Here is a 24,014-nt window from a genome sequence, read left to right as displayed (position 1 = left end):
TTGCATGAGAAACTGGAGCCGTTGTGATAATATCTAGTACATGGAAACGTTTTGTAAAAGGAGAGATACACATTGAAAATTAAATCAATAGAACCGACACCAAGTCCAAATACAATGAAAATCAATCTGACAGAGGAGCTTTCAGCTGGTAAAAGCAATAATTATAAGAAGGATCAAGCTGAGCAGGCCCCACAGTTAATCAAGGATTTATTCACGATCGATGGGGTCAAGGGTGTCTATCATGTTGCGGACTTCCTGGCGATCGAGCGCAATGCGAAATATGATTGGAAAGATATTTTGGTCCAGATCCGTCAGGTATTCGGGGAAAAAACCGAGGAACAAAACGAGGAAACGATCTTAAATGAACATTATGGTGAAGTGACTGTTGCCATTCAACAATTCAAAGGGATTCCGATGCAGATCAAAGCCAGTGATAGCCAGCAGGAAAAACGTTTTGCATTGCCTGAGTACTTCCTGAAGGGCATTGCTGCTGCACAAAAAGCAGATGATAACGTGGTCTTGCTTCGAAAATGGAAGGATTACGGGATAAGATATGGAGATATGGAAGATATCGTCAAGGAAGTATCGGACGAGCTAATCGCGGCTTATCCGGAAGAACGGATTAAACAGCTTGCAGCGGCAGCTGATCTACTGACCGATAAAAAAGAAGCATTCGTGAAACGTCCAAAAATAAAATTGACGGCCGAAATGCTGAATGATGAAAGCTGGGAAAAACGGTATCAGGCGTTAGAACAAATGGAAGATCCAACCGTCGATGATATTCCGGTATTGGATATGGCCCTTGCCGATAGCAAAGTCTCCATCAGAAGGTTAGCGGTTGTCTATTTAGGCATGATCGAAGACAGACAAGTGCTTCCAAGCCTGTATAAGGCATTGAAGGATAAGAGTGCTGCCGTAAGACGGACGGCTGGTGACTGTTTATCCGACCTGGGCTTTGAAGAAGCGATGGGGGAAATGTCACAATCACTATCGGATAAAAATAAATTGATCAGATGGAGGGCGGCGATGTTTTTATACGAAGCTGGTGATGAATCGACCCTCCAGTCATTAAAGAGAGCAGAGCAGGATCCCGAATTCGAAGTCGCCCTGCAAATCAAGATGGCGATCGCCCGGATTGAAAATGGTGAAGAAGCAAAAGGCTCGGTGTGGAAGCAGATGACAGAATCAAGACAACCGAACGATGAAAGATAATCAAAAAAATAAGAAGGTCCATAAAAGGTAAAGGCATGGGGTGAATCCCCATGCTTTTTCTTTTTTGCTCCAGGCATTTTTGCCTAGCATGTAGGAACGATTTTTGTTACGATATCGAATTTATATCAATAATAACGGGTTCTATTATTTTAGAAAAATGATTTTTATAAAAATTTAAACAATGAATGGTTGCAATTGCATATAAATATGTTAGAATTTTTAGAGTATACTAAAAATTATATTATCTGAATTATCAAACATTTAGTGGAAATTGGGGGTACAACAAATGTCTACATCAAACAAGAGAAGTGACATGATAACAAAAGGAGTCGATCGTGCTCCTCACAGAAGTCTGTTGCGTGCAGCGGGAGTTAAGGAAGAAGATTTCGGGAAACCGTTCATTGCGGTTTGTAATTCCTATATTGATATCGTTCCAGGACATGTCCATCTTCAGGAATTCGGAAAAATAGTGAAGGAGGCCATTCGTGAGGCTGGCGGAGTTCCTTTTGAATTCAATACGATCGGAGTCGACGACGGAATTGCAATGGGCCACATCGGTATGCGCTATTCCTTGCCTAGCCGGGAAATCATCGCCGATTCGGTTGAAACGGTTGTATCGGCACATTGGTTTGACGGAATGGTCTGCATTCCAAACTGTGACAAGATAACGCCGGGAATGATGATGGGCGCCCTTCGAGTCAATATCCCGACCATTTTCGTAAGCGGAGGGCCAATGAAAGCAGGTAAAGACAAAAACGGGAAATCTCTTTCCTTGACATCTGTTTTCGAAGGAGTGGGCGCTTATCAAGCGGGTAACATCAATGAAGAGGATCTGCAGGAAATCGAGCAAGTGGCATGCCCGACTTGCGGATCATGTTCGGGAATGTTCACGGCAAACTCCATGAACTGTCTCGCTGAAGGTCTTGGACTTGCACTTCCGGGAAATGGCACGATATTGGCGGTCGCCGAGGAACGGAAAGAGTTCGTCAAGAAGTCGGCAAAGCAATTGATGGAAATCATCAAGCAGGATATCAAGCCTCGTGATATCGTGACGATCGATGCCATTGATAACGCTTTTGCATTGGATATGGCAATGGGCGGATCGACTAACACCGTTCTCCATACACTTGCCTTGGCACACGAAGCAGGATTCGAATATCCAATGGAACGCATCAATGAAATTGCCAATCGGGTACCGCACTTAGCGAAAATTGCCCCGGCATCGGATTATCATATCGAAGATTTACATAATGCCGGTGGTGTAAGTGCCATCATCAACGAGCTGCTCAAAAAACCAGGTGCCTTCAATGGAGATTGCCTTTCCGTTTCAGGTAAAACACTCCGTGAAAATGTTGCCGGTTGTGAAATCTTGGACAAAGATGTTCTCCATCCTTTGGATAACCCGCATTCTGAGCGAGGTGGTCTTGCCGTATTGTTTGGGAACCTTGCTCCACAAGGTTCGATCATCAAGGTGGGTGCCGTTGACGCATCGGTTGGTGGTTATCACAGGGGACCTGCCATATGCTTCGATTCCCAAGAAGATGCACTATCCGGAATCATAACTGGAAAGGTGAAAGAAGGGAATGTAGTGGTCATCCGCTATGAGGGACCGAAAGGGGGACCTGGCATGCCGGAAATGTTGGCCCCCACTTCCCAAATCGTCGGAAGGGGACTTGGAGCCAAGGTCGGTTTGATCACGGATGGGCGTTTTTCCGGAGCGTCCCGCGGCATCAGTATCGGCCATATATCTCCTGAGGCAGCTGAGGGAGGCCCGATCGCCTTTGTCGAAAATGGTGATATCATCGAGCTGGATTTGGAAAACAGAACGATCCAATTGGAGATTTCCGATGAGGAATTCGAAAAACGCAAAGCCAATTGGAAAGGCTTCGAGTCCAAAGTGAAAACAGGCTATTTAGCACGCTACTCCGCGCTTGTTACGAATGCAAGCTCAGGCGGCGTCATGAAAGTTTAATTTCAGGGTGTGCTCAGAAAGGCATTGACTATATTATTTTAAAATGAAGAGGACCTCATCAGGTCCTCTTCAATTACTTTAGAGCGTGTTTTTTGAACGTAAAACAAGTTGATTGAAGCGGATTAGTAAAACTTCCCTAAGGGGTGCCAGTCCAAGGAAACCCCACAGGTGTTAAAGTGCGGACCGTCTCTGGAAAGCTAAGTGCCTGCAGTGGAAAGGAAGGTCGAAGTCCAACCTTTCCAAACCTCTTTCCGATCACCATCGATTCGTTCAATGACAATTCTTGATATCGCTTTTTAAGATCGCCGGTCCCAGTTTCGCGTTCCTTGAATTGAAAAGACGGACCTGTACCTTAGCTTTTTCCATTTCTGCTGTAATCTCATCAAATCTTCCAGCCCAGGTCGGACTTTCTTCTTCTTGAGAAGGATCGAGCATGAACTGCCAACTAATGACGCCGGGTATGAAAGCAAAGCCTTGATAGCCATCATAATTTCCGTAAGAAGAAGGGGGTGGAAGGTGCACACCAAGGATGCTTACATTAGTCCGTGCAGAACTTGGCGGCCGTAACTGAACCTTATAAATTAACACCGATCCCTTTGCATTAGCCAGTTTTTCATCCATCGGTTCCAGCACCATACTACAAGGCATCGTTATTGCCAGAGAATGGGGCGGGGCGATAACCGAGGTGGAGAAGAATAATATCATCACGAGCAATGCTTTCATATGTACACCTCTTCGGTTTATTTGGTGTTAATTTACCCTTATTGAGGTTTTACTATTAATGGGGTTGCAGCACTTTGAGGGGGTATTTTTGTCGCGGGCCTTCGTATAAATTTGGTTGGGCCGGCCCAGCTTGCTCCTTCCGGCTGAAAGAAGTATAAAGGCGGAGCAATGAATCCAATGAGAAGTAAGCGCTAATTTTGCATAATCACGCAATAATATAGTATGATTAAATTATTGGAAGAATTGTAATACAGGAGGTTTTTAGATGTCGATGGCCTATGATGAATATATGAAACAAATGGTGAAGCCGATGCGTGCGGAACTGGTGCAGGCAGGGTTCGAGGAGCTGGAAACGGCTGAAGCGGTTGAAAACTTCATGGAAGCTGCAGAAGGTACGACATTGGTCGTCGTTAATTCAGTTTGTGGCTGTGCCGCGGGATTAGCCCGTCCGGCTGCCACCCAGGCCGTACTACAGGCAGAAGAGGGTAAGCCCAATCATCTTGTGACGGTTTTTGCCGGTCAAGATAAGGATGCAACAGCTAAAATGAGGGAATATTTCACAGGAATAGAACCTTCTTCACCGTCCATGGCTCTTTTGAAGGGCAAAGAAGTCCTGCACTTCATACCCCGTCATGATATAGAAGGGCAGCCAATGGAAGCCATAATGGAAAATTTATTAAGAGCATTCAGCCAAGTAAATAAGTGATGAATCGGAATGTCCCGGCAACGGGGCATTCCTTTCAAGTTTAGGCGTGTAAAAAGGGGGAGGCACATGTTTGTCACAACAGTTGGAAGAGCCGATAAAGAAACGGCAATGTTAGCAAAAAGGGTAGCTGAAGAATTAAAAATCCCCTATATAGCCCGGAAAAAACGCTCGGTGCGCGATATACAATGTGATAATGGAGAAGAAGACTGCCTTGTATATGGGAAAAATAGAATGGAGCTATATCGTTGCAACGAGAAGGAACCCTTCTTTTTTCATCCGAACCTCGCCATGATCCGGATTAAAAGGATCATTCGCGGCGAAAATGACCCGTTTCTCTTTGCCGGAGAGATAACAGCAGGCAGCTCCGTGCTGGATTGTACCTTGGGCTTGGGCTCCGATGCGATTGTCGCGAGCTATGCAGTAGGGGCACTGGGAAGAATCGTTGCAACGGAAGGCAATCGATATTTGGCCCTCCTAGTGGAACATGGTTTGAAGACGTGGAGTGATGCAGAAGAAAAGATGATGGAAGCGATGAGAAGGATTGAGGTCATTCATGGCGATCATTATGACATGTTGAAAACCATGCCGGATAATCATTTTGATGTAGTTTATTTCGATCCCATGTTTGAGGAAACGATATCAGAATCAAATGGAATTAAAGGGCTGACCCACTTTGCAGAAGGTAAGGGGCTATCGTTTGAATTAATGGAACAAGCCAAGCGGGTGGCGCGGAAGAGAGTCGTGTTGAAAGACCACTTCCGCAGCTCCCGATTTGAGGAATTCGGATTTGAGGTGCAGAAGAGAAAAACATCCAAATTCCATTTTGGCTACATTTCCGTTTCAGATCAAGAATGATAATCTGTTTCTTCAAGTCCCATGGCACAGCCTTCACGGCTTGAATCGGCAGCTCCATAGTTTGAGCCATCCGGGTTGATTTGTATGGCCTGGACGTTCCCGATAGAATGGGGGACATCATTGAAGACGAAGCCCATTGCTTCCAATTGCCCTTTGCTTGTCATGTCCATGCCTGCTTCCCATTCGATGTGCGGGCCCATCGGCGTGAAAATCCTTGGCTCTTCAATGGCAGCTTTCAAGTCCATTTTCAAATCAAGTACATTGATGATCGTTTGAACCACTGAGCTGATGATGGTTGGCCCGCCAGGCGATCCAAGCGTTAAAATCGGCTCGCCGTCTTTAAAAATGATGGTCGGGCTTTTGCAGCTGACAGGCCGCTTGTTCGGCTGCACTTCATTCATGCCGCCCGGAACGGAATCGAAATCCGTCAATTCGTTATTCAACATGAAGCCATAGTCGGAAACCATGATCCCCGATCCGAAGGGATGCTCCACCGTTGATGTGCAAGCAGCGATGTTGCCCCATCTGTCACGAACCGTGAAGTGTGTCGTTTCACTGATATCTTCGTCATTGGGCTGCGGAATCACTTCCCTTTTGTTGACCGAATCATAAATCCAAGGGTTTCCGTAGTCGATGGCATTATTCCTCGTCTTGAAATTAATGAAAGAGCGGCGTTTCGCTATATAGTCATCATGCATGAGACCTTTCAATGGCAATTCGGCAAACTCCGGATCAGCAAGAAATGCCTTTTTGTCGGTGAAGGCTAAACGCATCGCTTCGGCAATTAAATAATATTTTTCCCAGGAATGAACATCATATTGCTCTATATGGAAGCTCTCCAGGATTTTCAAGATTTGAATGACGGTGAAGCCGCCCGCACTTGGTGCCATCGATGAAGCGATGGAATAATCCTTGTACGTCCCATACATCGGTTCATCAATGGTCGCTTTATAGTTCTGTAAATCGGAAAGCTCCATGAAACCGCCAAGTTCCTTTATACAGGAAATGATGCCTTTTCCGATCTCGCCGTCATAAAAAGCCGAAATTCCCTCACGTTGCAATATGCGATACGTATTCGCCAATTTTTCTTTTACAAGCAAGTCGCCGGCTTTATATCGTTTACCTTCAGGCATAAAGAAATTACGGGCTTCTTCACCCAATCGGTATTCAAAGTTTTCAAGAGCATCACAGAGTACCCAATTGACCGGAACTCCTTTTTCTGCGTATTCAATCGAGGGCTCAATCAAATCCCCGAGTGGTTTGCTGCCGTACTCAGATAATGCTTCATCCATCGCCTTCAGGATTCCGGGGATGCCAACTGCCGTAGCTTTGATCGAACGTTCTCTAAATGGAATGACTTCACCATCTTCATCGAGGAACATGTTCGGATGGGCCGCTTTAGGTGCCCTTACATGACCGTCGAATATTTTCGTCGCCTTTTCTTTTGCATTATATACCATCAGGAAACCACTGCCGCCGATTCCTGTCATCATCGGCTCTACAATATTGAGGGCGAATTGGATGGCGACGGCTGCATCAACGGCATTTCCACCTTCACGTAATATTTTTTCCCCAATCGATGTAGCTACGGGGTGTGCCGTTACGACCATTCCCGCATTACCTGTTGCCGTTTCCCGTTTATAGTTTTCTTCTTTAGTGTTTCCATTATTGTTTTCCAAGGTCATTCCTCCAGTATCAAGTCCATTTAAAACCACAACGGGCAGCTTATGTGAAAAGAAAACCTTGCCATCGTAGGTGAATGACAAGGAGCTTCTTCGCAACTATTCATTTATTCTTAATCGGCAAATGATAAATATACGAAAAATGCTAATGTTACAAGACATAAAGCGACCATGGCAGTCGTGGTCAAAGCCATATAAGACCCCTCCTTAAAAAGACTTGAATCTAATTAAGTTCTCCAACTATCGCCAAAATCCTTCATATAAATTAGGGTTTCGAATTATTTAGTGAAAAGGTTGGGGTTCATATCGTGTATATAGGTATTTATCCTTTTTTTCATTATTTAAAACATAGGACACTATATATTCGTAAATGGCAAAAAATAAAAGTATACTAAATATAAAGAAAATACAATCAAGAAGGGGGAGTGTGAGTTGAAAGCAACGGCGTGGTTCAGGAAAAGTCTCGTCATTTTGGTATCCGTTTTGACGTTCGGTCTTGTCACCCCTTCAGATTTGGCGTGGCTTGCCGAGGCCGATTCGTTAAAGGATACGAAAAAGGGGCTCGTCGAAGAAGAAGGTTTAGCCTATCTTGCTTCACAGAATTCGACTGAACGGAAAGCGGAATTCAATCGGGAAGAGTTTTTATCAGGCATGCTCGACAAAGCAGAGGAAAGCGCTTATATGAAATTTGGCGAAAAGATCAATCCTAAAATCGGTGATGAATTCAAGCTGGCCATCTTACCAAAAATGCAAGAAGCCCTAACAGAAATGGCCGCCCAATTTCCGGATGAAAAATTACAGCAATTAACGATCACAGAGCAGCCAAGTGCTGGCAGGGCAGAGAAAATTTTTCATATTTATGATTCATTAAGCGGCAAGGATATTATCCGCTTTCACGTCAGGCAGGAAAACCCCCCGCTTGAGGGGTATTGGTTCGATTTTCATTATCATACCTATCATGATGCGTTTACGGCCCACCATCATCTCGGGAAAATATACTGGGATAAAAACACACCGCCTGAATGGACAAGCAAACAACAAAAGCTCTCCTAGGTTGGTTTCATTGATTTAATTTCATGGTAAGAGTAAGATGAAGATGAAATTTCCTATAAGCAGTAAATGATACGTTGTCATGCAACGTATTTATTTTGTTTTCCGTTCGAAATGGAGATATTATCCCCCGCGTTAGTGGGAATAATGGTAAAAGACCATTTATTCATGCAGTAATAGGAGCAGAGGAGTCTTTTTCATGTCAGAGTTGTTGAATAACATTATTCAAACATATGCCCAATTTTTCGATTGGCATATGTGGGTGGAGGTTTTATCCGATCCAGTGAGCTGGGGGCTGATTGGAACGCTCGTTTTGATGGAAGGATTGCTATCAGCGGACAATGCTTTGGTATTGGCTGTAATGGTCAGGCATCTTCCGGTTAAACAGCGTAAAAAAGCCCTTTTTTATGGTTTATTGGGCGCATATGCTTTTAGGTTCGTGGCGATTGGAATCGGTGTTTTCCTCATTAAACTATGGTGGGTGAAAGTGATTGGAGCAGCCTACCTTGCTTGGCTCTCATTTAAATACTTCCGGAACAAAAGAAAACGGAAGGCCGGGGACGATGAAGCGATGCAAGGAATGAGTAAAAACAGCCTGTTGATCCGGATGTTCGGCATGTTTTGGGGAACGGTTGCATCAGTGGAACTGATGGATATCGCATTCTCCGTCGATAGCGTCCTGGCTGCCTTTGGAGTGAGTGAAAAAGTCTGGGTCCTCCTGACCGGCGGGATGATTGGAGTCCTGATGATGAGGGGCGTTGCAGGGGTATTCTTAAAATTGATCGATAAGGTTCCGCAATTGGAAACGGCGGCCTATGTGCTTATCGGTTTCATTTCCATTAAAATGTTGATAGCCGTTGCGGGAATCGAAATACCGCCCGCCATCTTTTTTGCCTTCATTTTACTGATTTTCGGCACCACGCTCGCATTGCACTTCAAAAAAGGAAAAAAGCTGAAAGAACATGGATGACAAAAAGCTGATATCAAAAGTGATTCAGCTTAGAAGAGGGGGGCGGAAAGTGAAAAATCCAAACCTCTCGACAAATTCCTTTTCAATCTTCTTTAAGTTAAGAGATTCGTTACGGGCCCTCAATGGTTGGAGAGCAGGATCTTTGTCCTTCTTCTTAACCCTCAAACGCCGCGAAGGAAGGTTCGACTGCATGGACAATGCAGGTGCTTCCTTCCCACGGGCGGCTTGGGAGCCTCCGGACGTTACAATCAACGGCTACATTGTACAACTCATAAAAATAGACAAACTCGATTTTTGTCGGGTTTGTCTACAGTCTGTGCTGACACCAAAAACTGGTGTCAGCTTTTTTTATGGAGCATATCAAGAATTTGAAGAAGGACTGTAAAAGTAGTGAAGAAAAGCAAAGGCAATAAAAAATTTAGCCAGAGAGAAGGCAGAAGCGGATGCAGCAGGATGCCAAAGAAAATGGAGAACAGCAAAAGGTCGAGAATGATGAATACTTTTAAACTGTAGATATCAAGAACTTCTTCAGCTAGCTCCCTTTGCTCATTCAAAAGGGCATTTTTATTATTGGTTTCCATGAAATCACCTTAAACCTTTTACATTATATAAGGTTGATATATGAAAGGGTTGCAGAAATGGTGCTCCCAAAATAAGCGTTGCCATAATTACCAATAAAACATGGCGTTTTCGCTTCCAATCCGTATGTTATACTAGAATAATAGTTTGAGGGAACGAACATACATACATTTTCAGTGAAATGGTGAAGGGGGAGAAGTTCATGCAACGGAAAAAGTGGCTAATCATATCGGCGTTATTTGTCTTTTTTTTAACCATGCTCTCCTATTCATTAGCAAAGGAAGATGGTATGAGATGGCGTGAATTGCCAAAAGATAGTCTTTTGAGGCAAGCTGACTTGTTTAATGACAATAAAGTTTTGCGGAAAATATTTTTATTTCCTGAAGAGGATTTCGATGAAAAGGAAGCGTTGAAAATTGGGGAAACGATCGATGAACTGCCCCAATCGTTATTGGAGAAAACGGCTGAGAGCGGTGTCAGGATTAAATTATTCCAAGGTAATCTAACAGAAAACCAATCGGCAGCTAATTTAAAGGGACATACGCCCCGGGGTTATTTGAATAAAAAAACGACCTGGGATGACGTGCCTGGCATGGGCGGATCTCATACCGTATTGGTCAAGATCGGCGCAAGCGATAAGGGCAACGGGCATGGGTCGGTCAATTTGGAGCTCCATGAACTGGCGCATTCGATTGATAATATCGTATTCGATGGGATTCGGGATGACATGGATTATTTAAAAATCTGGGGTAAGGAAGTGGATGGCTTGTTTCCCGGACAGTCGTATTTTTCCAATTATCCTGAAGAATATTTTGCCGAAACGTTTGCCATGTTTTATGTAAACCCAGAACAAAACCGATTACTTAAACAAAAAGCACCCAAGACATATCATTTTATTAAACAATTAGATTAAACATTGGACTTACGTTAAAATAAGATGAATGAATGTAGAAAAGGTGGTATAGCATGAAGCAGTATTTGGATTTATGTAAGCATGTCCTGGAAAATGGAACTCAAAAAGGCGATCGTACGGGAACGGGAACGATCAGTACCTTTGGCTATCAAATGAGGTTCAATTTGCAAGAAGGATTCCCTGTCCTTACGACGAAAAAGGTTAGTTTGAAAGCGATAATCCATGAATTGTTATGGTTTTTGAAGGGAGATACAAACGTCAGCTACCTCCAGGAAAATGGCGTGCGCATCTGGAATGAATGGGCTGATGAAAATGGTGAACTAGGTCCGATATATGGTCATCAATGGCGATCATGGGGGACGGCTGATGGTAGGCAAATCGACCAGATCAGTGAATTGATCGAGCAAATCAAAACGAATCCCAATTCAAGAAGATTGATAGTGAGTGCTTGGAATGTTGGGGAATTGGATGAGATGGCCTTGCCGCCATGTCATGCCTTCTTTCAATTCTATGTGGCTGACGGCAAGCTTTCGTGCCAATTATATCAACGTTCGGCGGATGTTTTTTTAGGCGTTCCCTTTAATATAGCTTCGTATGCCCTTTTAACGATGATGATTGCCCAGGTATGTGATCTGGAGGTCGGTGAATTTGTACATACATTTGGGGACGTTCATATTTATTCCAACCATCTTGAACAAGTTGAGTTGCAATTGACTCGTGACCCAAAACCTTTGCCAACCATGAAAATAAATCCGGAAGTGAAAAATATCTTCGATTTTAGCTTTGAGGACTTCGTTCTGGAAAATTATGAAGCGCATCCTCATATAAAGGGTGAGGTAAGCATATGATTTCGTTAATCGTCGCCATGGATCAGAATCGGGTGATTGGAAATGATAATCAACTCCCGTGGCATTTGCCTGCAGATTTGCAGTATTTTAAAAAAGTGACGTTGGGCCATCCCATCGTCATGGGACGTAAAACATTTGAATCGATAGGGAAGGTGCTCCCTGGCAGGGAAAATGTCATTGTAACCCGCAATCAGGATTTCAAAGCGTCCGGTTGTGAAGTCTTGCATGCCATTTCCCAAATCAAAACATATGCCGACAATCGTGATGACGAGGTATTCGTGATTGGCGGTGCCGAAATCTTCAAAGAAGTCCTGCCGTTTGCCGATCGATTATATATAACGGAAATTCATGAAACATTTGCAGGTGATACCTTTTTTCCTGCCATTGAAGAAAATGAATGGGAAAAGGTTTCCTCAATCCGAGGTACCGTGGATGAAAAAAATCTCTTTGCACATGATTTCATTATCTTGCAAAAAAAATAAACGACGAATCCGGTTATGGGAAGTACCCATGATCGGATTTTTTGCATGAAAAGGATAAAAGATGGAATTTTTAGAAAAATCAATTACATTACCTGTAGTAAAGTGCTATAATGATTGAATTGATTAGGAAGGAAATGAGGGATAGTTATGAATCAGACTGCATCAATGAACAGGGGGATCCAATTGGAGGATATTCTAATTGCCTATAGAGAACTGAAAGACATCGTTCTACATACTCCTCTACAAAAAAATCAGAGACTATCTGATAAATATGAATGTAATGTTTATTTAAAACGCGAGGATCTACAACATGTGCGCTCCTTTAAATTAAGAGGGGCATTTTACAAAATGAAGAGCTTGACCCACGAAGAGACGGCGAACGGAGTCATATGTGCCAGTGCAGGCAACCATGCACAAGGGGTCGCTTTTTCCTGCAGCCAGTTGGGGATACATGGCAAAATTTTCATGCCTGCCACAACACCAAGGCAAAAGGTCGATCAAGTACAGCTATTTGGCAAGGATAACGTCGAGATCATTCTTGCCGGTGATACATTCGATGATGCATTTGCCATGGCGATGGAATGCTGTGAAAAAGAAGGGCGCACTTTTATCCATCCATTTGATGATGATAAAGTTATTGCCGGACAGGGTACGACGGCTGTTGAAATCCTGAATGATTGTGAAGATGAAATTGACTATGTCTTCGCGGCAATCGGCGGCGGCGGACTGATGGCTGGTGTATCCAGTTATTTCAAATCGGTTTCACCTAATACGAAATGCATTGGTGTGGAGCCGCTTGATGCGGCATCGATGGAATATTCGTTCAAGGAAGGGAAAGTGACTGAACTTGAAAGCATAGATACCTTCGTGGACGGTGCAGCAGTCAAGTGCGTAGGACAAAAAACATTTCGGTTATGCAAAGATAACCTGGAAGACATCGTTGTCGTTCCTTCCGGGCAAATCTGTACGACCATCCTCGATTTATATAATCAGCATGCGATTGTCGCCGAGCCGGCAGGAGCCATTTCTGTAGCGGCGTTGGATTCGTACAAAGAGCAAATCAAAGGGAAAACGGTTGTTTGCATGGTCAGTGGCGGGAACAACGATATTGGGCGGATGCAGGAAATCAAGGAGAAATCTTTACTATATGAAGGGCTGCTTTATTATTTTATCGTCAATTTCCCACAACGGGCCGGGGCATTAAGGGAATTCCTTGACGAGGTTCTAGGGCCGAATGATGATATCAGCCGTTTTGAATACACAAAGAAAAACAATAAAGAAAGCGGTCCTGCATTGGTGGGTATCGAATTGAAAGTCAAGAATGACTATGAGGGACTCATCCAAAGAATGAATAAAAAAGGTTTCTCTTTCGTCGAGGTCAATAAAGACAGTAATTTATTTCACTTGTTGATTTAAGCAGCTACAACATGATAAATTAGGATAGAATAATATTATATTTTACATTTTATTCTACCTTCCCAGTCGTAACGAACACCCTGTCGATAATTGTTACCATTATATGACGGATTGTCGGTTTACTTTCAATTGGTTGGAAATGGTATTATAATCAAGGTATGTTTAATTATAACACCAAAGGGGTTGTATCCATGTCGAACATTGGAGTACCTGGTCTAATTCTCATCCTGATATTGGCACTAATAATATTTGGTCCGAAGAAACTTCCTGAGATTGGCCGTGCATTTGGACAAACGCTTCGTGAATTCAAAAAGTCCACGAATGAATTAACAAAAGGCGATTATGAGGAAGATAAGAAATTACAACAAAAAAATCATGAATGATTAAAAGGTGGGCGTAAGATGGAATCGTCTTGCGCCTTTATGCTGGAACAAAGACACTGATTTTGAAGGCGTGATCAATAGTGGAAGATAAAGAACTAAATATCATCGATCATCTCGATGAACTAAGAAAACGGCTCATCATAACAGCTGTTGCTTTTATCATCTTTTTTATCGCCAGTTTTATTTATGTTGAAGAAATTTATCATTGGTTTGTGAAGGATCTTGATTTTGACCTGATGGTATTGGGCCCAAGTGATATCATTTGGATTTACTTCATGCTTTCCGGCGTGGTGGCCATTGCAGCAACGATACCGATAATTGCCCTGCAAATCTGGTTATTCGTCAAGCCTGCCTTGATGCCGAATGAAGTAAGGGCGACGCTTTCCTATATCCCGGCACTTTTTCTGCTATTTATTGGAGGCCTGGCATTCGGTTATTTCGTCATTTTCCCGACGATCCTCCAGTTCTTGATTGAATTGGGAGATGGGATGTTCATAACGAATTTCACTGCGGATAAGTACTTTTCATTCGTCTTCAATATGACCATGCCATTTGCAGTTTTGTTCGAGCTTCCCGTCGTTACGATGTTTTTGACCTCCATCGGCATCATCAATCCGTATGTGCTTCAAAAGTTAAGGAAATATGCGTACTTTGTTCTCGTGGTCATCGCCGTATCGATCACGCCGCCTGACTTTATGTCAGACTTCCTGGTAATGGTTCCGTTGCTGCTATTATATGAAATCAGCATTTCCTTATCAAAGGTCGTCTATAAACGCAAGGTGAAACGTGAAAGTTTGCGTGATGGCAACATTGAAGAAGGTATATGAAAAAGACCCATGAAGGCACCTGTCCTTCATGGGTCTTTTTGTATTCTTGATAAAGCATGATTTGTCCTATTTTTTACACATTTGAATATTTATACTTTTGGATTTATTGTGTATAATGTAAGCAATCGGTTGAAAATGAGGATTGATATTTTGATGTTCAAATGCTTGGAATTCAAAGATTGTTTTGGACATAAGGTCACCATTTCAGAAATACCTGTCTTACTGCCTAGTGATCCGAATTTTTTTATGTTGACCGTGCGTTTGGAAGTATTCGTAAAGAAAGTTTTTGCCAATAAAGATCATAAAGAGAGTTACTCATTTAAGCAATATTTAGCATCCGTGCTCAAATGGCCTGTATATAACACAATTTTTCCTGGGAATTTACTTAATAATGCTTGATGCGGACTGTTCCATCGCTAACTAATCCGATAATAGAGATGCCCCGAATTCCACGAGATATCGAATGAAGCGGCATCATTTAAGGTTAGTGGATGGAACGGTCTTTTTTTGTGTAATCATTTCGAGGCGAAGCATGCCTCGGGATGACAAAAAGGACCTTAGGTTTAAATGCTTACCTTGAGTAGGTATAATACAATAGATATGTTAATTTAGGGATGTGTATTGATGAATAAAGTAAAGATAGTGACAGACTCAACGGTGGATATGACTCCGGAAGAACTGGAATATTATGATATCACGATGGTTCCTTTATCGATTTCCATTGATGGGGAAACCTTTTTGGATAAAGTCGAAATCGAACAGGAAGAATTCCTGAAAAGGATGAACCGTTCAAAAGAACTTCCGAAAAGCTCACAGCCTGCGGCAGGAACGTTTATGGAGGTTTACAACGAGCTTGGCAAAGACGGCACGGAGGTCCTTTCCATCCATATGACAGGTGGTATGAGCGGGACTGTACGCTCTGCGGAAAGTGCCGCAAGCATGTCCGACGCGAAGGTAACCGTTTTTGACTCGAAATTCATTTCCAAGTCGATGTCTTTCCAAGTGATCGAGGCCGCAAAGCTTGCGAAAGAAGGGAAATCCGTTGCAGAAATAATCGAAAGGCTGGAGCATATCAAGAAACAGTCAAGCCTGATCATTGTCATCGAAACACTGGATAACCTTGTTAAGGGCGGCAGGATTGGGAAAGTTTCCGCTTTTATCGGTTCACTGCTTCACATCAAGCCGATAGCGCTTTTGGAGGATGGTGTATTGCATCCGGTTTCCAAAGCCAGAAGCCAGTCACAGGTCGTGAAGTTCATCATCAAGAAATTCAAGGAAGATACGGATGGTAAAAAAATCAGGGGCATTGGTTTTGTACATGCCAACGGTTTCGAATTGGCGGATAAAGTCCGTCATGCCATCAGTGAACTATCTGGCTTTCAGGATTTAAAGATAGAAGAAACCACCGCCGTTGTCAGTACCCATACAGGTGAGGGCGCCATGGCAATCATGTATTATTGGGATTGAGATGAATATTATCGGTTAGGTTCTTCCTTTTGACATAGATTATCGCTCCATAGAAAGAGGTACTGTCCTCCATGCAAAGGTTCTGTTAGAATGAAAGAAGTATCAGAATATTTTATACATAAAGGACGGGGTAGAAATGAGAAAGCTGCATGTGCTAATGGCAGCTATGGGGGCATCGATACTATTGCTATTGACGGCATGTGGTTCAAGTGGTGTCCCGGAAGCGAAAAATTGGGACCTTGAGGATTTTAGTTACATCGATCAGGATGGCAAGCCTTTTTCAAAAAGTGATCTCAAGGGTAAGGTTTGGGTAGCGGATTTTATCTTTACCAGCTGTGAAACGGTCTGTCTGCCGATGACCTCCAATATGTCGAAGCTGCAACAGCAATTGAAGGATGAAGGGATAGGGGATGTGGAATTCGTCTCCTTTTCTGTCGATCCCGAAATAGACAAGCCGGATGTATTAAAGAAATTTGGTGATCAATTTAATGTCGATTATAAAAATTGGCATTTTTTGACTGGTTATGGTCAGGGAGAAATCGAGCAATTTGCACTGGATAATTTCAAGACGATCGTCAAAAAACCAGAAAAAGAGGATCAGGTCATTCATGGAACCAGCTTTTTTCTCATGGATCAAGACGGCAAGATCATTCGCGATTATACGGGTCTGCAGGACATCCCCTTTGAGGACATGATCAAGCATATAAAAATCCTGCAAAATTATTGAACAGGCTACTGACCTGTTCTTTTTTTTTCGGCTGTGTTCGCATAATTTGTTGCTATTGCCCAAGTCATGCGTTGTGTTTGATATCCCCGTGAACGCCCGTGGTTTCATCTGACCCGATCTTCCCGCAGGAGCCTTGCATTTCCGCCAGGATCAACCTTAAATCGCTTCGTTTTAAAAACAAAACCTTTACGAAAAGAACTTTTTTTTGTTTACCTTGCTTTATATTGGGGTAAGTGGAACAGTCGAGTGGATTTTTGAAGAAACGGATGAACTGAAGAATGATTTTACATGCTCAGTACATGCTAAATTTTATAGGACTAGCTTTAATTCGCGGCATTTTTCATATCATATGGTAGGAAAGGCTATCGCTTGAATTATAGCGGAGGTATATTGTTTGCAATCTTTCGTTTTCTACATGATATAATATATGGGTAGGAAGGTGAGGGCCATGAGATACAGAATCACCTGTCTTTTCATATGCATAGTTTGGATTTCTGGTTGCGGTCAAAGCGAAACGGCTTCAAGCCAACCAGCTGTTCAGCAGAAAAGCATCGTTAAGCTGAGTGAAAAGGAAACGATTCCTGCCAGCTTTTTTCCGGATCCTGTGAAAATCGTGTCAATTGGCGATTCCTTGACTCAAGGCGTCGGTGATAGCAAAGATAATGGCGGGTATCTGCCTTATTTACAAAATAAGCTGGAGAAAGAGCCATCGATTACTTCTGTAGAGATGATCAATCATGGTATACGCGGAAATCGAACCGATCAACTTTTGAAAAGACTGGATAAGGCAAGAATTAAAAAAGACATTGAACAAGCTGATTCGGTCGTCGTCACAATCGGTGGCAATGATATCATGAAGGTGTTTAAAAAGAATTTCTCGAATTTGGAATTGAATCAGTTTAAGGCGGCAAAATCAGGGTATGAAAAAAGATTGAGGCAGATACTCGATAAGGTGCGCTCAGAAAATGACCATGCCCAAATTTACCTTGTAGGCGTGTATAATCCGTTTTCCAAGTGGTTCGGGGATTTTTATGAGCTTGATCTGATCATGAATGATTGGAATGAAAGTGGCAAAGAAATTATCGAAGAATATGATTCAGCTTATTTTATTGAAATAGCAGATATTTTCAAGAATTCCGATGAAGATTTGCTTTATGCTGAAGATTATTTTCATCCGAATGATCGTGGTTATGAATTGATTGCGACAAGAATTTATAATGACATGGATATCACCACTATTGGAAAGGACACGTTGGAAGCAAGTGCCAAAGGAGATGATGACCAAGAATGACAAAGGTCAAATGGAAGACTTTGTTTTTTTCCCTCTTAGCGATAAACATCCTGGTCATCCTGTTCGTTCTGATTTTAGTGAATTTACCCGCTAAAGACAAAGAACTCATACCAAAGGTTAGCCACGAGGAAGATATCCAATTTCAAATTCACACAAATCGTGAAGATTTGACAAGACTGATCAATCAGTATCTCGATAAGGAAGGATTGACAGGTCCCATGCATTACGAAGTATATTTGACGGACGAGGTCGAGTTGTATGGGACGATGCCATTTTTCAATCGTGAAGTGGAAATGAAATTAACTTTCGAGCCGATTGCTCAAAAGAACGGGGACTTGGTGTTAAAGCAAAAATCTATTGCGGTCGGCCGAATGAATCTTCCTGTGTCATATGTAATGAATTTAATAAACGAACGCTATAATATGCCGGAATGGGTCAGCATCAGGCCAAATGATGAAAGTATTTACGTTTCGTTACAGGATATGGAATTGAAAAGTGACATCAGGGTCAAAGCGAAGGATTTCAATCTTAAAAAGGATGATATTTCGTTTTTATTGACCATCCCATCATCGTTTCAGTGATCGAGGGGAAATGGATGAAAAAACCAGGATTGATATGTCCTGGTTTTTTTATTTATGGAGATAACATAATTGATTCCAAGCGGTCTGTTTCATGATTCAAGCCGATCATATAAAGGGTCGAAGCTGTATTTTCTTTAAATTCCATATCAGGCAATGAGGATACGATTCGTTTTGTCCCGGCTTCCCTTGCATCGAAATCAACAATCATGGGATGGATCGTGAGATAGTCACTTGCCTGTTGGAAAGAGATCTCTTCGAATACGACATCCCCATCTTTTACGGCAATATCGACCGAAGGCATTGCGCGTGCCAAATGTATGAAGCGGAACTTTGCTTCATTTTGAGGGACAAAGGGCAGATCAATGAATGGTAAGAGTGTCAAGGACTCATTGGCAAAAGCGGCGGCGAGCGTATAAGATGTCCCTCCTTCGAGCTCCAGGTTCCGGCTGAGCAGGGGCGAACGGGTTTCTTCATTCAAATATATGTCCAACTGGTGCCTTCCAGCAGGGAAGGTCATGTAACGACTGCTTTCTTTAAATGAGAGGTTTTTGAAAATACGGACTCCATTTACATGAATATCCATGGAGGGGGCAGCTGAAGCAACTTGTAAAATGCGCATTTGTGCAGGAAGTGTGACTTTCATTTGTTCATATTTCAGTTGTTGTGACGCTTTTTCAAGATTTTTCAAATGTTTCTGGGAATAATACTCATGTAGCTTTGGATTGCTGTATTGATAATAAGACGATAGTAAACCATAGGTTTTCGCTTTTTGTAAAAATGATTGTGTATCGCTCATTTCCAAACACCTCGCATTTTTCCATTATGACTCCATCTTACGGGGGAATGCCAATGTGTGTGTCTGACCCATTCATTGAAAAGATGGATGAAACGGCATATTATTTTACAGGGCAAAGTAAAAGCGTTAAAATGCATTCAATGAATCGTTTGTAAAAAGGGAGGATTTCTTTTGACGAAACAGTTAGAGAAAGCAACATTCGCAGGCGGATGCTTCTGGTGCATGGTGAAACCGTTCGATGAGCAGCCTGGTATCGAATCCGTTATTTCCGGATATACCGGCGGGACAACGGAAAATCCCACGTACAAGGAAGTTTGCTCTGAAACCACGGGACATTTTGAAGCTGTTCAAATTACATTTGATCCAAAAGTCTTTCCATATGAGGACATAGTCGAGTTGTTTTGGCAGCAAATCGACCCGACCGATGCCGGAGGACAATTTTATGACCGGGGAAGTTCCTATCAAACGGCAATTTTTTATCATGACGAAAAACAACGCGAAATTGCTGAAGCATCCAAAGCCGAGCTTTCGGCGAGCGGCAAATTTTCGAAACCGATCGTAACGCCGATCATACCAGCGGCTCCATTTTATCCAGCAGAGACCTATCATCAGCATTATTATAAAAAGCAGCCTGAGCATTATGAAAGATATTCGACCGGTTCGGGCCGAAAAGCATTTATACAAAATTATTGGGGGGATAAAAAATGAAAAGTAAAGACGAATTGAAGCAGAAACTTTCACCGATCCAATATGAAGTCACGCAAAACAACGGAACAGAACCAGCGTTCCATAATGAATATTGGAATTTGAAGGAAGCAGGGTTATATGTGGATATCGTTTCAGGTGACCCACTGTTCACTTCAAAGGAAAAATTCGATTCAGGCTGCGGTTGGCCAAGTTTTACGAAACCGCTTAAAGAAGAAGAAGTAGTGGAAAACCTTGATACGAGTTACGGAATGAGAAGAATCGAGGTTCGTTCAAAAACTGCCGATTCCCATCTTGGTCATGTTTTCAATGATGGACCGGGACCATCCGGGCTGCGTTATTGCATCAATTCCGCATCTTTACGGTTCATACCGCTTGAAGACCTTGAAAAAGAAGGGTACGGAGAATACAAAAAGCTATTTGATTGAATGTAAAAACCCCGATTCATTTATCGGGGTTTTTACAATTTAATCGGTGATGATCGATGCAATCCTGACATATGGGATGGTATCCTGGTCGAATGCTTTTATTCTCCCCGCTACCTCAAAACGGACGGTATGCGGACCGGGAGGTAGTCCGTTTGTGACGTATATATATCTTTCCCGGGCGAATGGCCACCATGTATTCAATGTCGTGACTTCATTGCCGTCGATCCAGACTTTGACCTCTCCGCCATCCGGACTTCTCAGCAGCTTTACGCCAAGAATGCTCCCGTTGAATTGATAATCTATCACACTGCCTTTTTCACTGCTTGTATAATAGCCGCCTTTAGGACGGAAGCCCTTCATTTTTTCATAGTGTTCAATTTCCGATAATTCTAATTCCGCATGGGCGTGAAGCTTAGAGGGAAGCGCTGCTACAGTCTTTTCCCGTTTGACGTTATCCTGGAAGCGATCATAAATGGCATTCGCATAAAATCTATAGCCAAGACCATTCGGATGAACCAGATCTTTAGTCAACTGTTTCTCCGTATAACCGGAATTCCTGAATACCGGACGCATATCAACATTCGTTGCGCCGTAATGATTGGATAAACGTGCAATCGCGGCAGCAAATTCGTCCTGCTTCAAGGAACTTTCCGTTATCGTAAACAATTCTGCATGAGGGTGAAGGTGTTTTGCTTTTCTGATCAATGCCTCATAGGTCATCGTAAAATCGTCGACATTCATATATTTTCGGTCATTCTCACCAAATACGATGAAAATCAAATCCTTATGTTCATGTTCCCTTCTTTGGGAAAGCTTGAATAGACCCTCAAAAGCAGTGGAGCCGCTTTGGACTACATAATCGCCGTGTAAACGGGAATCATCTTTTTCGTTCATTTTATGTTCTAACTGTTTGAACCATGTCAGGCTAGGATTTTCAGCGCCAGATCCCCTGCCGATACTGTCACCGATAACGAGATATTGAATGGGCTGTCCTGATTGGAATTTTTGATAAACATTTATCGAATCATCTGATCCATAGGTTTTAGGAACTTTTTGAAGGATATAGCTGATAAGAAGAATCGTGGCGATTGCAGCGAAAGGGATGAAGGATTTTGCGTACTTTTTCAATTGTGTTCCCCCGTTTAACCTTTTATGTATCCATTATAGGAATGGGATAGCTTAAAGAGGCTAAGAATTGTTTTTTCCTTATTATATCCCAAATTCAACGTAACACAATAAAATAAGAAACGTTTTTTGACATTTTTCTTGGTTATTTTTAGTGGTTCATCCCTGAAGGATGTAGCGATGAATTCGAAAGTTTTCCCTAAATCAAGAAAAAATGGGCAAATACACAGACCAAGGCGGGCGTATTGACATATGGTAAGGTGTAAAGAGAAATCAGAATTCTAAAAGGAGTGAAACTTTATGTACGGATATGGTGGATTTGGCGGAGGATACGGCTATGGTGGTGGTAACTGCGGCGGTGGCGGTGGATACGGTGGCGGTTGCGGCGGATTTGGATCAGGCTTCGCATTAATCGTTGTCTTGTTCATTCTGTTGATTATCATCGGTGCTTCATTCTGTTGCTAATGGAATAGACTAAAAGACCAGTTGAGAAACTGGTCTTTCTTCATGTTGGAATGACAGGGACGGGAATGACTCTAAAGATTGCCGACCATATATGGACAGGCAGGATTCATGCGGTGCACCCTTTTTAAGCGGCTTGATTTTTCTTTATTGACCATTTCTGCTAAAATAACGACTATGTAATGTAATGAAGGGGGAAATGGAAATGATACCTTCCCGTCTGCAAGCAGGGGATGAAATACGCGTCATTGCGCCTTCGAGAAGCTTGGCGATTGTCAAGGGGGAGCAACGGAGATTGGCCGAAGAAAGATTGACGGAGCTTGGTTTTAAGGTGACATATGGAAAAACGGCTTTGTTTCATGATGACTTTTTTTCGAATTCGATCGAGGACCGGATCGAGGATTTGCATGATGCATTCAGGGATCCGAATGTAAAAGGAATCTTCACAGCCATCGGGGGTTATAATGCCAATCAATTATTACGGTATATCGATTACGATTTGATTGAAAAAAACCCTAAAGTGTTGATGGGATATAGTGATATAACCGCCATTTTATTGGCTATCCACAAAAAAACAGACTTAACTACATACTCCGGTCCGCATTTTTCTACATTCGGGATGAAGGCCGGGCTTGCATACACGATGGAGCACTTCAAAAAGGCCACAATCGAAAGTGACGGCTTCTTTCTAGCACCGAGTGAAACGTGGAGTGATGATTCTTGGCATTTGGAACAGGAGGACCGCACCTTCCACCCGAATGACGGGTATATGGTCATCCAGGAAGGGGATGCAGCCGGGACCGTCATTGGCGGAAATCTTTGCACCCTCAATTTATTGCAAGGAACAGAGTTCATGCCTTCCCTTAAAGGACGTATCCTGTTCATAGAAGATGACGAAGAAAGTCATCCATTCAGTTTTGACAGGGATTTACAATCATTGCTGCACCAGCCAGATGCAGGTGGAATCAAGGGAATCATCATCGGCCGTTTCCAAAAGGAATCGGGAATGACCGATTATGCCTTGCAGGAAATCATTGCAACAAAAAAAGAGCTAAAGGGCATTCCTGTCATCGCAAATGCCAATTTTGGCCATGTTCATCCATTCGTGACGGTACCAAACGGTTCGAAGGCATCCTTGAATGTGAAGAACGGAAAAGCAACGATCCATATCCAAACATAAATTTATATAATTGCGCCGTTCAGAAGTGGACGGTGTTTTAATCTGTTTGGGCAGGCAGAAATATAGTTTCGTTTTTGGCGTTTTTTAGGAGGGGACCGTTTAATCCGCTCTGGAAATTTCCTTGTTTAATAAGCATTATTAGGGAATATGAGTCTAATTGTTCAAATTCTATATTTTTCTGATATAATACTAAGAGATTTAAAATAGAAAAGGTGATTATGTGTTATTAACAATTCAAGCATCCAGTCGTTTAGAAGGGGCTTTGGCCGAATATAATAAAAAGGGCCGTGTAAGCCATACTTGCTTCGTATGTAACGAAGACACTTCCAATGGGGATGCAAGTAACTTGAACTACTATAAGCTAGGAACTAAAAAGGTTTGTCTTTCTTGCATGAAAGATGTTTTGCGTCATCCATCTTTAAAAGAGTATGAATATGTACATACTTCAGTTATCGATAAAACTGCTTTTTATAAAAATGTGCTGGCTGTTTTAAAGGATGAAAGTTTTTTGGAATCGATTCGTGAACAAAAACTAATACCCGCATTGTAAGAAAAAAGTGTATCTCTCGTGGATACACTTTTTTTGTCGATTTTTTTTTGGCAATTCTTTGAAACTAAGAAATTGAGTCCTTTA

The 24,014-nt window shown here is 42.4% G+C and carries 27 protein-coding genes; 23 read left to right on the top strand and 4 right to left on the bottom strand.

The features are described 5' to 3' along the window. The first annotated feature begins 72 nt into the window (after positions 1-72). Both MHI53_RS13975 and ilvD read left to right on the top strand, forming a co-directional pair. On the top strand, positions 73-1,212 hold the full coding sequence (locus MHI53_RS13975) for a conserved virulence factor C family protein (RefSeq protein ID WP_340371565.1): 1,140 nt from the start codon (positions 73-75) through the stop codon (positions 1,210-1,212). Positions 1,213-1,498: 286 nt separating this feature from the next. Next, on the top strand, positions 1,499-3,184 hold the full coding sequence (gene ilvD, locus MHI53_RS13970; RefSeq protein ID WP_340371564.1) for a dihydroxy-acid dehydratase: 1,686 nt from the start codon (positions 1,499-1,501) through the stop codon (positions 3,182-3,184). 270 nt (positions 3,185-3,454) lie between these two features. On the opposite strand, the gene MHI53_RS13965 is transcribed toward ilvD, so the two are convergent. Beyond that, on the bottom strand, positions 3,455-3,907 hold the full coding sequence (locus MHI53_RS13965) for a hypothetical protein (RefSeq protein WP_061140410.1): 453 nt from the start codon (positions 3,905-3,907) through the stop codon (positions 3,455-3,457). Positions 3,908-4,172: 265 nt separating this feature from the next. On the opposite strand from MHI53_RS13965, the gene MHI53_RS13960 reads away from it, so the two are divergent. Beyond that, on the top strand, positions 4,173-4,613 hold the full coding sequence (locus tag MHI53_RS13960; protein ID WP_061140411.1) for a BrxA/BrxB family bacilliredoxin: 441 nt from the start codon (positions 4,173-4,175) through the stop codon (positions 4,611-4,613). A 66-nt stretch (positions 4,614-4,679) separates the two neighbouring features. After that, the gene (locus MHI53_RS13955) at positions 4,680-5,468 is read left to right on the top strand and encodes a class I SAM-dependent methyltransferase (RefSeq protein ID WP_061140412.1); all 789 of its coding nucleotides are present in this window, start codon (positions 4,680-4,682) and stop codon (positions 5,466-5,468) included. Here the strand turns inward: MHI53_RS13955 and ggt are convergent. Then, complete coding sequence (ggt, locus tag MHI53_RS13950; protein ID WP_340371563.1) at positions 5,459-7,147, bottom strand: gamma-glutamyltransferase; 1,689 nt, start codon at positions 7,145-7,147, stop codon at positions 5,459-5,461. The two genes, MHI53_RS13955 and ggt, sit on opposite strands and share 10 nt — an antisense overlap. A gap of 435 nt (positions 7,148-7,582) precedes the next feature. On the opposite strand from ggt, the gene MHI53_RS13945 reads away from it, so the two are divergent. The 14 genes from MHI53_RS13945 (at position 7,583) to MHI53_RS13880 (ending at position 18,684) form a co-directional block, all read left to right on the top strand. After that, positions 7,583-8,203, top strand: coding sequence for a YpjP family protein (locus MHI53_RS13945; protein ID WP_340371562.1), 621 nt, complete (start codon positions 7,583-7,585; stop codon positions 8,201-8,203). A 196-nt stretch (positions 8,204-8,399) separates the two neighbouring features. Then, positions 8,400-9,170 carry a TerC family protein gene (locus tag MHI53_RS13940; RefSeq protein WP_340371561.1) on the top strand — a complete coding sequence of 257 codons (771 nt, stop codon included), beginning with the start codon at positions 8,400-8,402 and terminating at the stop codon, positions 9,168-9,170. Between the two features lie 49 nt (positions 9,171-9,219). Next, the gene (locus MHI53_RS13935) at positions 9,220-9,555 is read left to right on the top strand and encodes a hypothetical protein (protein ID WP_155645344.1); all 336 of its coding nucleotides are present in this window, start codon (positions 9,220-9,222) and stop codon (positions 9,553-9,555) included. 396 nt (positions 9,556-9,951) lie between these two features. Beyond that, positions 9,952-10,662 carry a toxin gene (locus MHI53_RS13930; protein WP_340371560.1) on the top strand — a complete coding sequence of 237 codons (711 nt, stop codon included), beginning with the start codon at positions 9,952-9,954 and terminating at the stop codon, positions 10,660-10,662. A gap of 53 nt (positions 10,663-10,715) precedes the next feature. Then, positions 10,716-11,510 carry a thymidylate synthase gene (locus tag MHI53_RS13925; protein ID WP_100531564.1) on the top strand — a complete coding sequence of 265 codons (795 nt, stop codon included), beginning with the start codon at positions 10,716-10,718 and terminating at the stop codon, positions 11,508-11,510. Then, positions 11,507-11,992 (top strand): dihydrofolate reductase, encoded by a 486-nt coding sequence (locus MHI53_RS13920; RefSeq protein ID WP_340371559.1) that lies wholly within the window; start codon positions 11,507-11,509, stop codon positions 11,990-11,992. The genes MHI53_RS13925 and MHI53_RS13920 overlap by 4 nt, the downstream gene beginning before the upstream one ends. Positions 11,993-12,139: 147 nt before the next feature. Then, positions 12,140-13,408 (top strand): threonine ammonia-lyase IlvA, encoded by a 1,269-nt coding sequence (gene ilvA, locus MHI53_RS13915; protein ID WP_340371558.1) that lies wholly within the window; start codon positions 12,140-12,142, stop codon positions 13,406-13,408. Positions 13,409-13,599: 191 nt separating this feature from the next. Further along, positions 13,600-13,791 carry a twin-arginine translocase TatA/TatE family subunit gene (locus MHI53_RS13910; RefSeq protein WP_061140421.1) on the top strand — a complete coding sequence of 64 codons (192 nt, stop codon included), beginning with the start codon at positions 13,600-13,602 and terminating at the stop codon, positions 13,789-13,791. Positions 13,792-13,871: 80 nt separating this feature from the next. Beyond that, positions 13,872-14,618 carry a twin-arginine translocase subunit TatC gene (tatC, locus tag MHI53_RS13905; protein ID WP_061140422.1) on the top strand — a complete coding sequence of 249 codons (747 nt, stop codon included), beginning with the start codon at positions 13,872-13,874 and terminating at the stop codon, positions 14,616-14,618. A gap of 135 nt (positions 14,619-14,753) precedes the next feature. Then, the gene (locus MHI53_RS13900; protein WP_306807340.1) at positions 14,754-15,017 is read left to right on the top strand and encodes a DUF2535 family protein; all 264 of its coding nucleotides are present in this window, start codon (positions 14,754-14,756) and stop codon (positions 15,015-15,017) included. Between the two features lie 225 nt (positions 15,018-15,242). Continuing rightward, positions 15,243-16,085 (top strand): DegV family protein, encoded by an 843-nt coding sequence (locus tag MHI53_RS13895; protein ID WP_061140424.1) that lies wholly within the window; start codon positions 15,243-15,245, stop codon positions 16,083-16,085. A 136-nt stretch (positions 16,086-16,221) separates the two neighbouring features. Next, positions 16,222-16,812 carry an SCO family protein gene (locus tag MHI53_RS13890; protein WP_340371557.1) on the top strand — a complete coding sequence of 197 codons (591 nt, stop codon included), beginning with the start codon at positions 16,222-16,224 and terminating at the stop codon, positions 16,810-16,812. Positions 16,813-17,260: 448 nt separating this feature from the next. Next, the gene (locus MHI53_RS13885; protein WP_061140426.1) at positions 17,261-18,103 is read left to right on the top strand and encodes an SGNH/GDSL hydrolase family protein; all 843 of its coding nucleotides are present in this window, start codon (positions 17,261-17,263) and stop codon (positions 18,101-18,103) included. Next, the gene (locus MHI53_RS13880) at positions 18,100-18,684 is read left to right on the top strand and encodes a YpmS family protein (protein WP_061140427.1); all 585 of its coding nucleotides are present in this window, start codon (positions 18,100-18,102) and stop codon (positions 18,682-18,684) included. The genes MHI53_RS13885 and MHI53_RS13880 overlap by 4 nt, the downstream gene beginning before the upstream one ends. Before the next feature lie 52 nt (positions 18,685-18,736). On the opposite strand, the gene MHI53_RS13875 is transcribed toward MHI53_RS13880, so the two are convergent. Beyond that, positions 18,737-19,480, bottom strand: coding sequence for a DUF4397 domain-containing protein (locus MHI53_RS13875; protein WP_340371556.1), 744 nt, complete (start codon positions 19,478-19,480; stop codon positions 18,737-18,739). Positions 19,481-19,651: 171 nt separating this feature from the next. On the opposite strand from MHI53_RS13875, the gene msrA reads away from it, so the two are divergent. Continuing rightward, the gene (msrA, locus tag MHI53_RS13870) at positions 19,652-20,188 is read left to right on the top strand and encodes a peptide-methionine (S)-S-oxide reductase MsrA (protein ID WP_081092259.1); all 537 of its coding nucleotides are present in this window, start codon (positions 19,652-19,654) and stop codon (positions 20,186-20,188) included. Beyond that, the gene (msrB, locus tag MHI53_RS13865; RefSeq protein ID WP_100531572.1) at positions 20,185-20,613 is read left to right on the top strand and encodes a peptide-methionine (R)-S-oxide reductase MsrB; all 429 of its coding nucleotides are present in this window, start codon (positions 20,185-20,187) and stop codon (positions 20,611-20,613) included. The genes msrA and msrB overlap by 4 nt, the downstream gene beginning before the upstream one ends. Before the next feature lie 39 nt (positions 20,614-20,652). Here msrB and MHI53_RS13860 read toward each other — a convergent pair whose 3' ends face one another. Beyond that, on the bottom strand, positions 20,653-21,741 hold the full coding sequence (locus MHI53_RS13860; RefSeq protein ID WP_340371555.1) for a GDSL-type esterase/lipase family protein: 1,089 nt from the start codon (positions 21,739-21,741) through the stop codon (positions 20,653-20,655). A gap of 297 nt (positions 21,742-22,038) precedes the next feature. Between MHI53_RS13860 and MHI53_RS13855 the strand changes: the two genes are divergently transcribed. From MHI53_RS13855 to MHI53_RS13845, 3 genes are all read left to right on the top strand, one after another. Beyond that, entirely contained in the window at positions 22,039-22,203 is a 165-nt protein-coding gene (locus MHI53_RS13855) for a YjcZ family sporulation protein (RefSeq protein ID WP_061140431.1), read from the top strand. Positions 22,204-22,405: 202 nt separating this feature from the next. Next, on the top strand, positions 22,406-23,380 hold the full coding sequence (locus MHI53_RS13850; RefSeq protein WP_340371554.1) for a S66 peptidase family protein: 975 nt from the start codon (positions 22,406-22,408) through the stop codon (positions 23,378-23,380). Positions 23,381-23,600: 220 nt separating this feature from the next. Next, positions 23,601-23,930, top strand: a complete 330-nt coding sequence (locus MHI53_RS13845) for a hypothetical protein (RefSeq protein WP_061140433.1) — start codon at positions 23,601-23,603, stop codon at positions 23,928-23,930. Positions 23,931-24,014 lie beyond the last annotated feature (84 nt).

The organism is Peribacillus sp. FSL E2-0218, assembly GCF_037992945.1.
Lineage (GTDB): Bacteria > Bacillota > Bacilli > Bacillales > DSM-1321 > Peribacillus > Peribacillus simplex_B.
This window is presented reverse-complemented; position numbering and strand designations above follow the sequence as displayed.

Excerpts from the sequence above, each read along its gene's own strand:
- MHI53_RS13880 (WP_061140427.1), top strand. The coding sequence starts at position 18,100 with ATGACAAAGGTCAAATGGAAGACTTTGTTTTTTTCCCTCTTAGCGATA.
- MHI53_RS13955 (WP_061140412.1), top strand. The coding sequence starts at position 4,680 with ATGTTTGTCACAACAGTTGGAAGAGCCGATAAAGAAACGGCAATGTTA.
- MHI53_RS13960 (WP_061140411.1), top strand. The coding sequence starts at position 4,173 with ATGTCGATGGCCTATGATGAATATATGAAACAAATGGTGAAGCCGATG.
- MHI53_RS13920 (WP_340371559.1), top strand. The coding sequence starts at position 11,507 with ATGATTTCGTTAATCGTCGCCATGGATCAGAATCGGGTGATTGGAAAT.
- MHI53_RS13895 (WP_061140424.1), top strand. The coding sequence starts at position 15,243 with ATGAATAAAGTAAAGATAGTGACAGACTCAACGGTGGATATGACTCCG.
- MHI53_RS13855 (WP_061140431.1), top strand. The coding sequence starts at position 22,039 with ATGTACGGATATGGTGGATTTGGCGGAGGATACGGCTATGGTGGTGGT.
- MHI53_RS13885 (WP_061140426.1), top strand. The coding sequence starts at position 17,261 with ATGAGATACAGAATCACCTGTCTTTTCATATGCATAGTTTGGATTTCT.
- MHI53_RS13875 (WP_340371556.1), bottom strand. The coding sequence starts at position 19,480 with ATGAGCGATACACAATCATTTTTACAAAAAGCGAAAACCTATGGTTTA.
- ilvD (WP_340371564.1), top strand. The coding sequence starts at position 1,499 with ATGTCTACATCAAACAAGAGAAGTGACATGATAACAAAAGGAGTCGAT.
- MHI53_RS13925 (WP_100531564.1), top strand. The coding sequence starts at position 10,716 with ATGAAGCAGTATTTGGATTTATGTAAGCATGTCCTGGAAAATGGAACT.
- MHI53_RS13910 (WP_061140421.1), top strand. The coding sequence starts at position 13,600 with ATGTCGAACATTGGAGTACCTGGTCTAATTCTCATCCTGATATTGGCA.
- MHI53_RS13850 (WP_340371554.1), top strand. The coding sequence starts at position 22,406 with ATGATACCTTCCCGTCTGCAAGCAGGGGATGAAATACGCGTCATTGCG.
- msrB (WP_100531572.1), top strand. The coding sequence starts at position 20,185 with ATGAAAAGTAAAGACGAATTGAAGCAGAAACTTTCACCGATCCAATAT.
- MHI53_RS13900 (WP_306807340.1), top strand. The coding sequence starts at position 14,754 with ATGAGGATTGATATTTTGATGTTCAAATGCTTGGAATTCAAAGATTGT.
- MHI53_RS13965 (WP_061140410.1), bottom strand. The coding sequence starts at position 3,907 with ATGAAAGCATTGCTCGTGATGATATTATTCTTCTCCACCTCGGTTATC.
- MHI53_RS13940 (WP_340371561.1), top strand. The coding sequence starts at position 8,400 with ATGTCAGAGTTGTTGAATAACATTATTCAAACATATGCCCAATTTTTC.
- ilvA (WP_340371558.1), top strand. The coding sequence starts at position 12,140 with ATGAATCAGACTGCATCAATGAACAGGGGGATCCAATTGGAGGATATT.
- MHI53_RS13930 (WP_340371560.1), top strand. The coding sequence starts at position 9,952 with ATGCAACGGAAAAAGTGGCTAATCATATCGGCGTTATTTGTCTTTTTT.
- MHI53_RS13890 (WP_340371557.1), top strand. The coding sequence starts at position 16,222 with ATGAGAAAGCTGCATGTGCTAATGGCAGCTATGGGGGCATCGATACTA.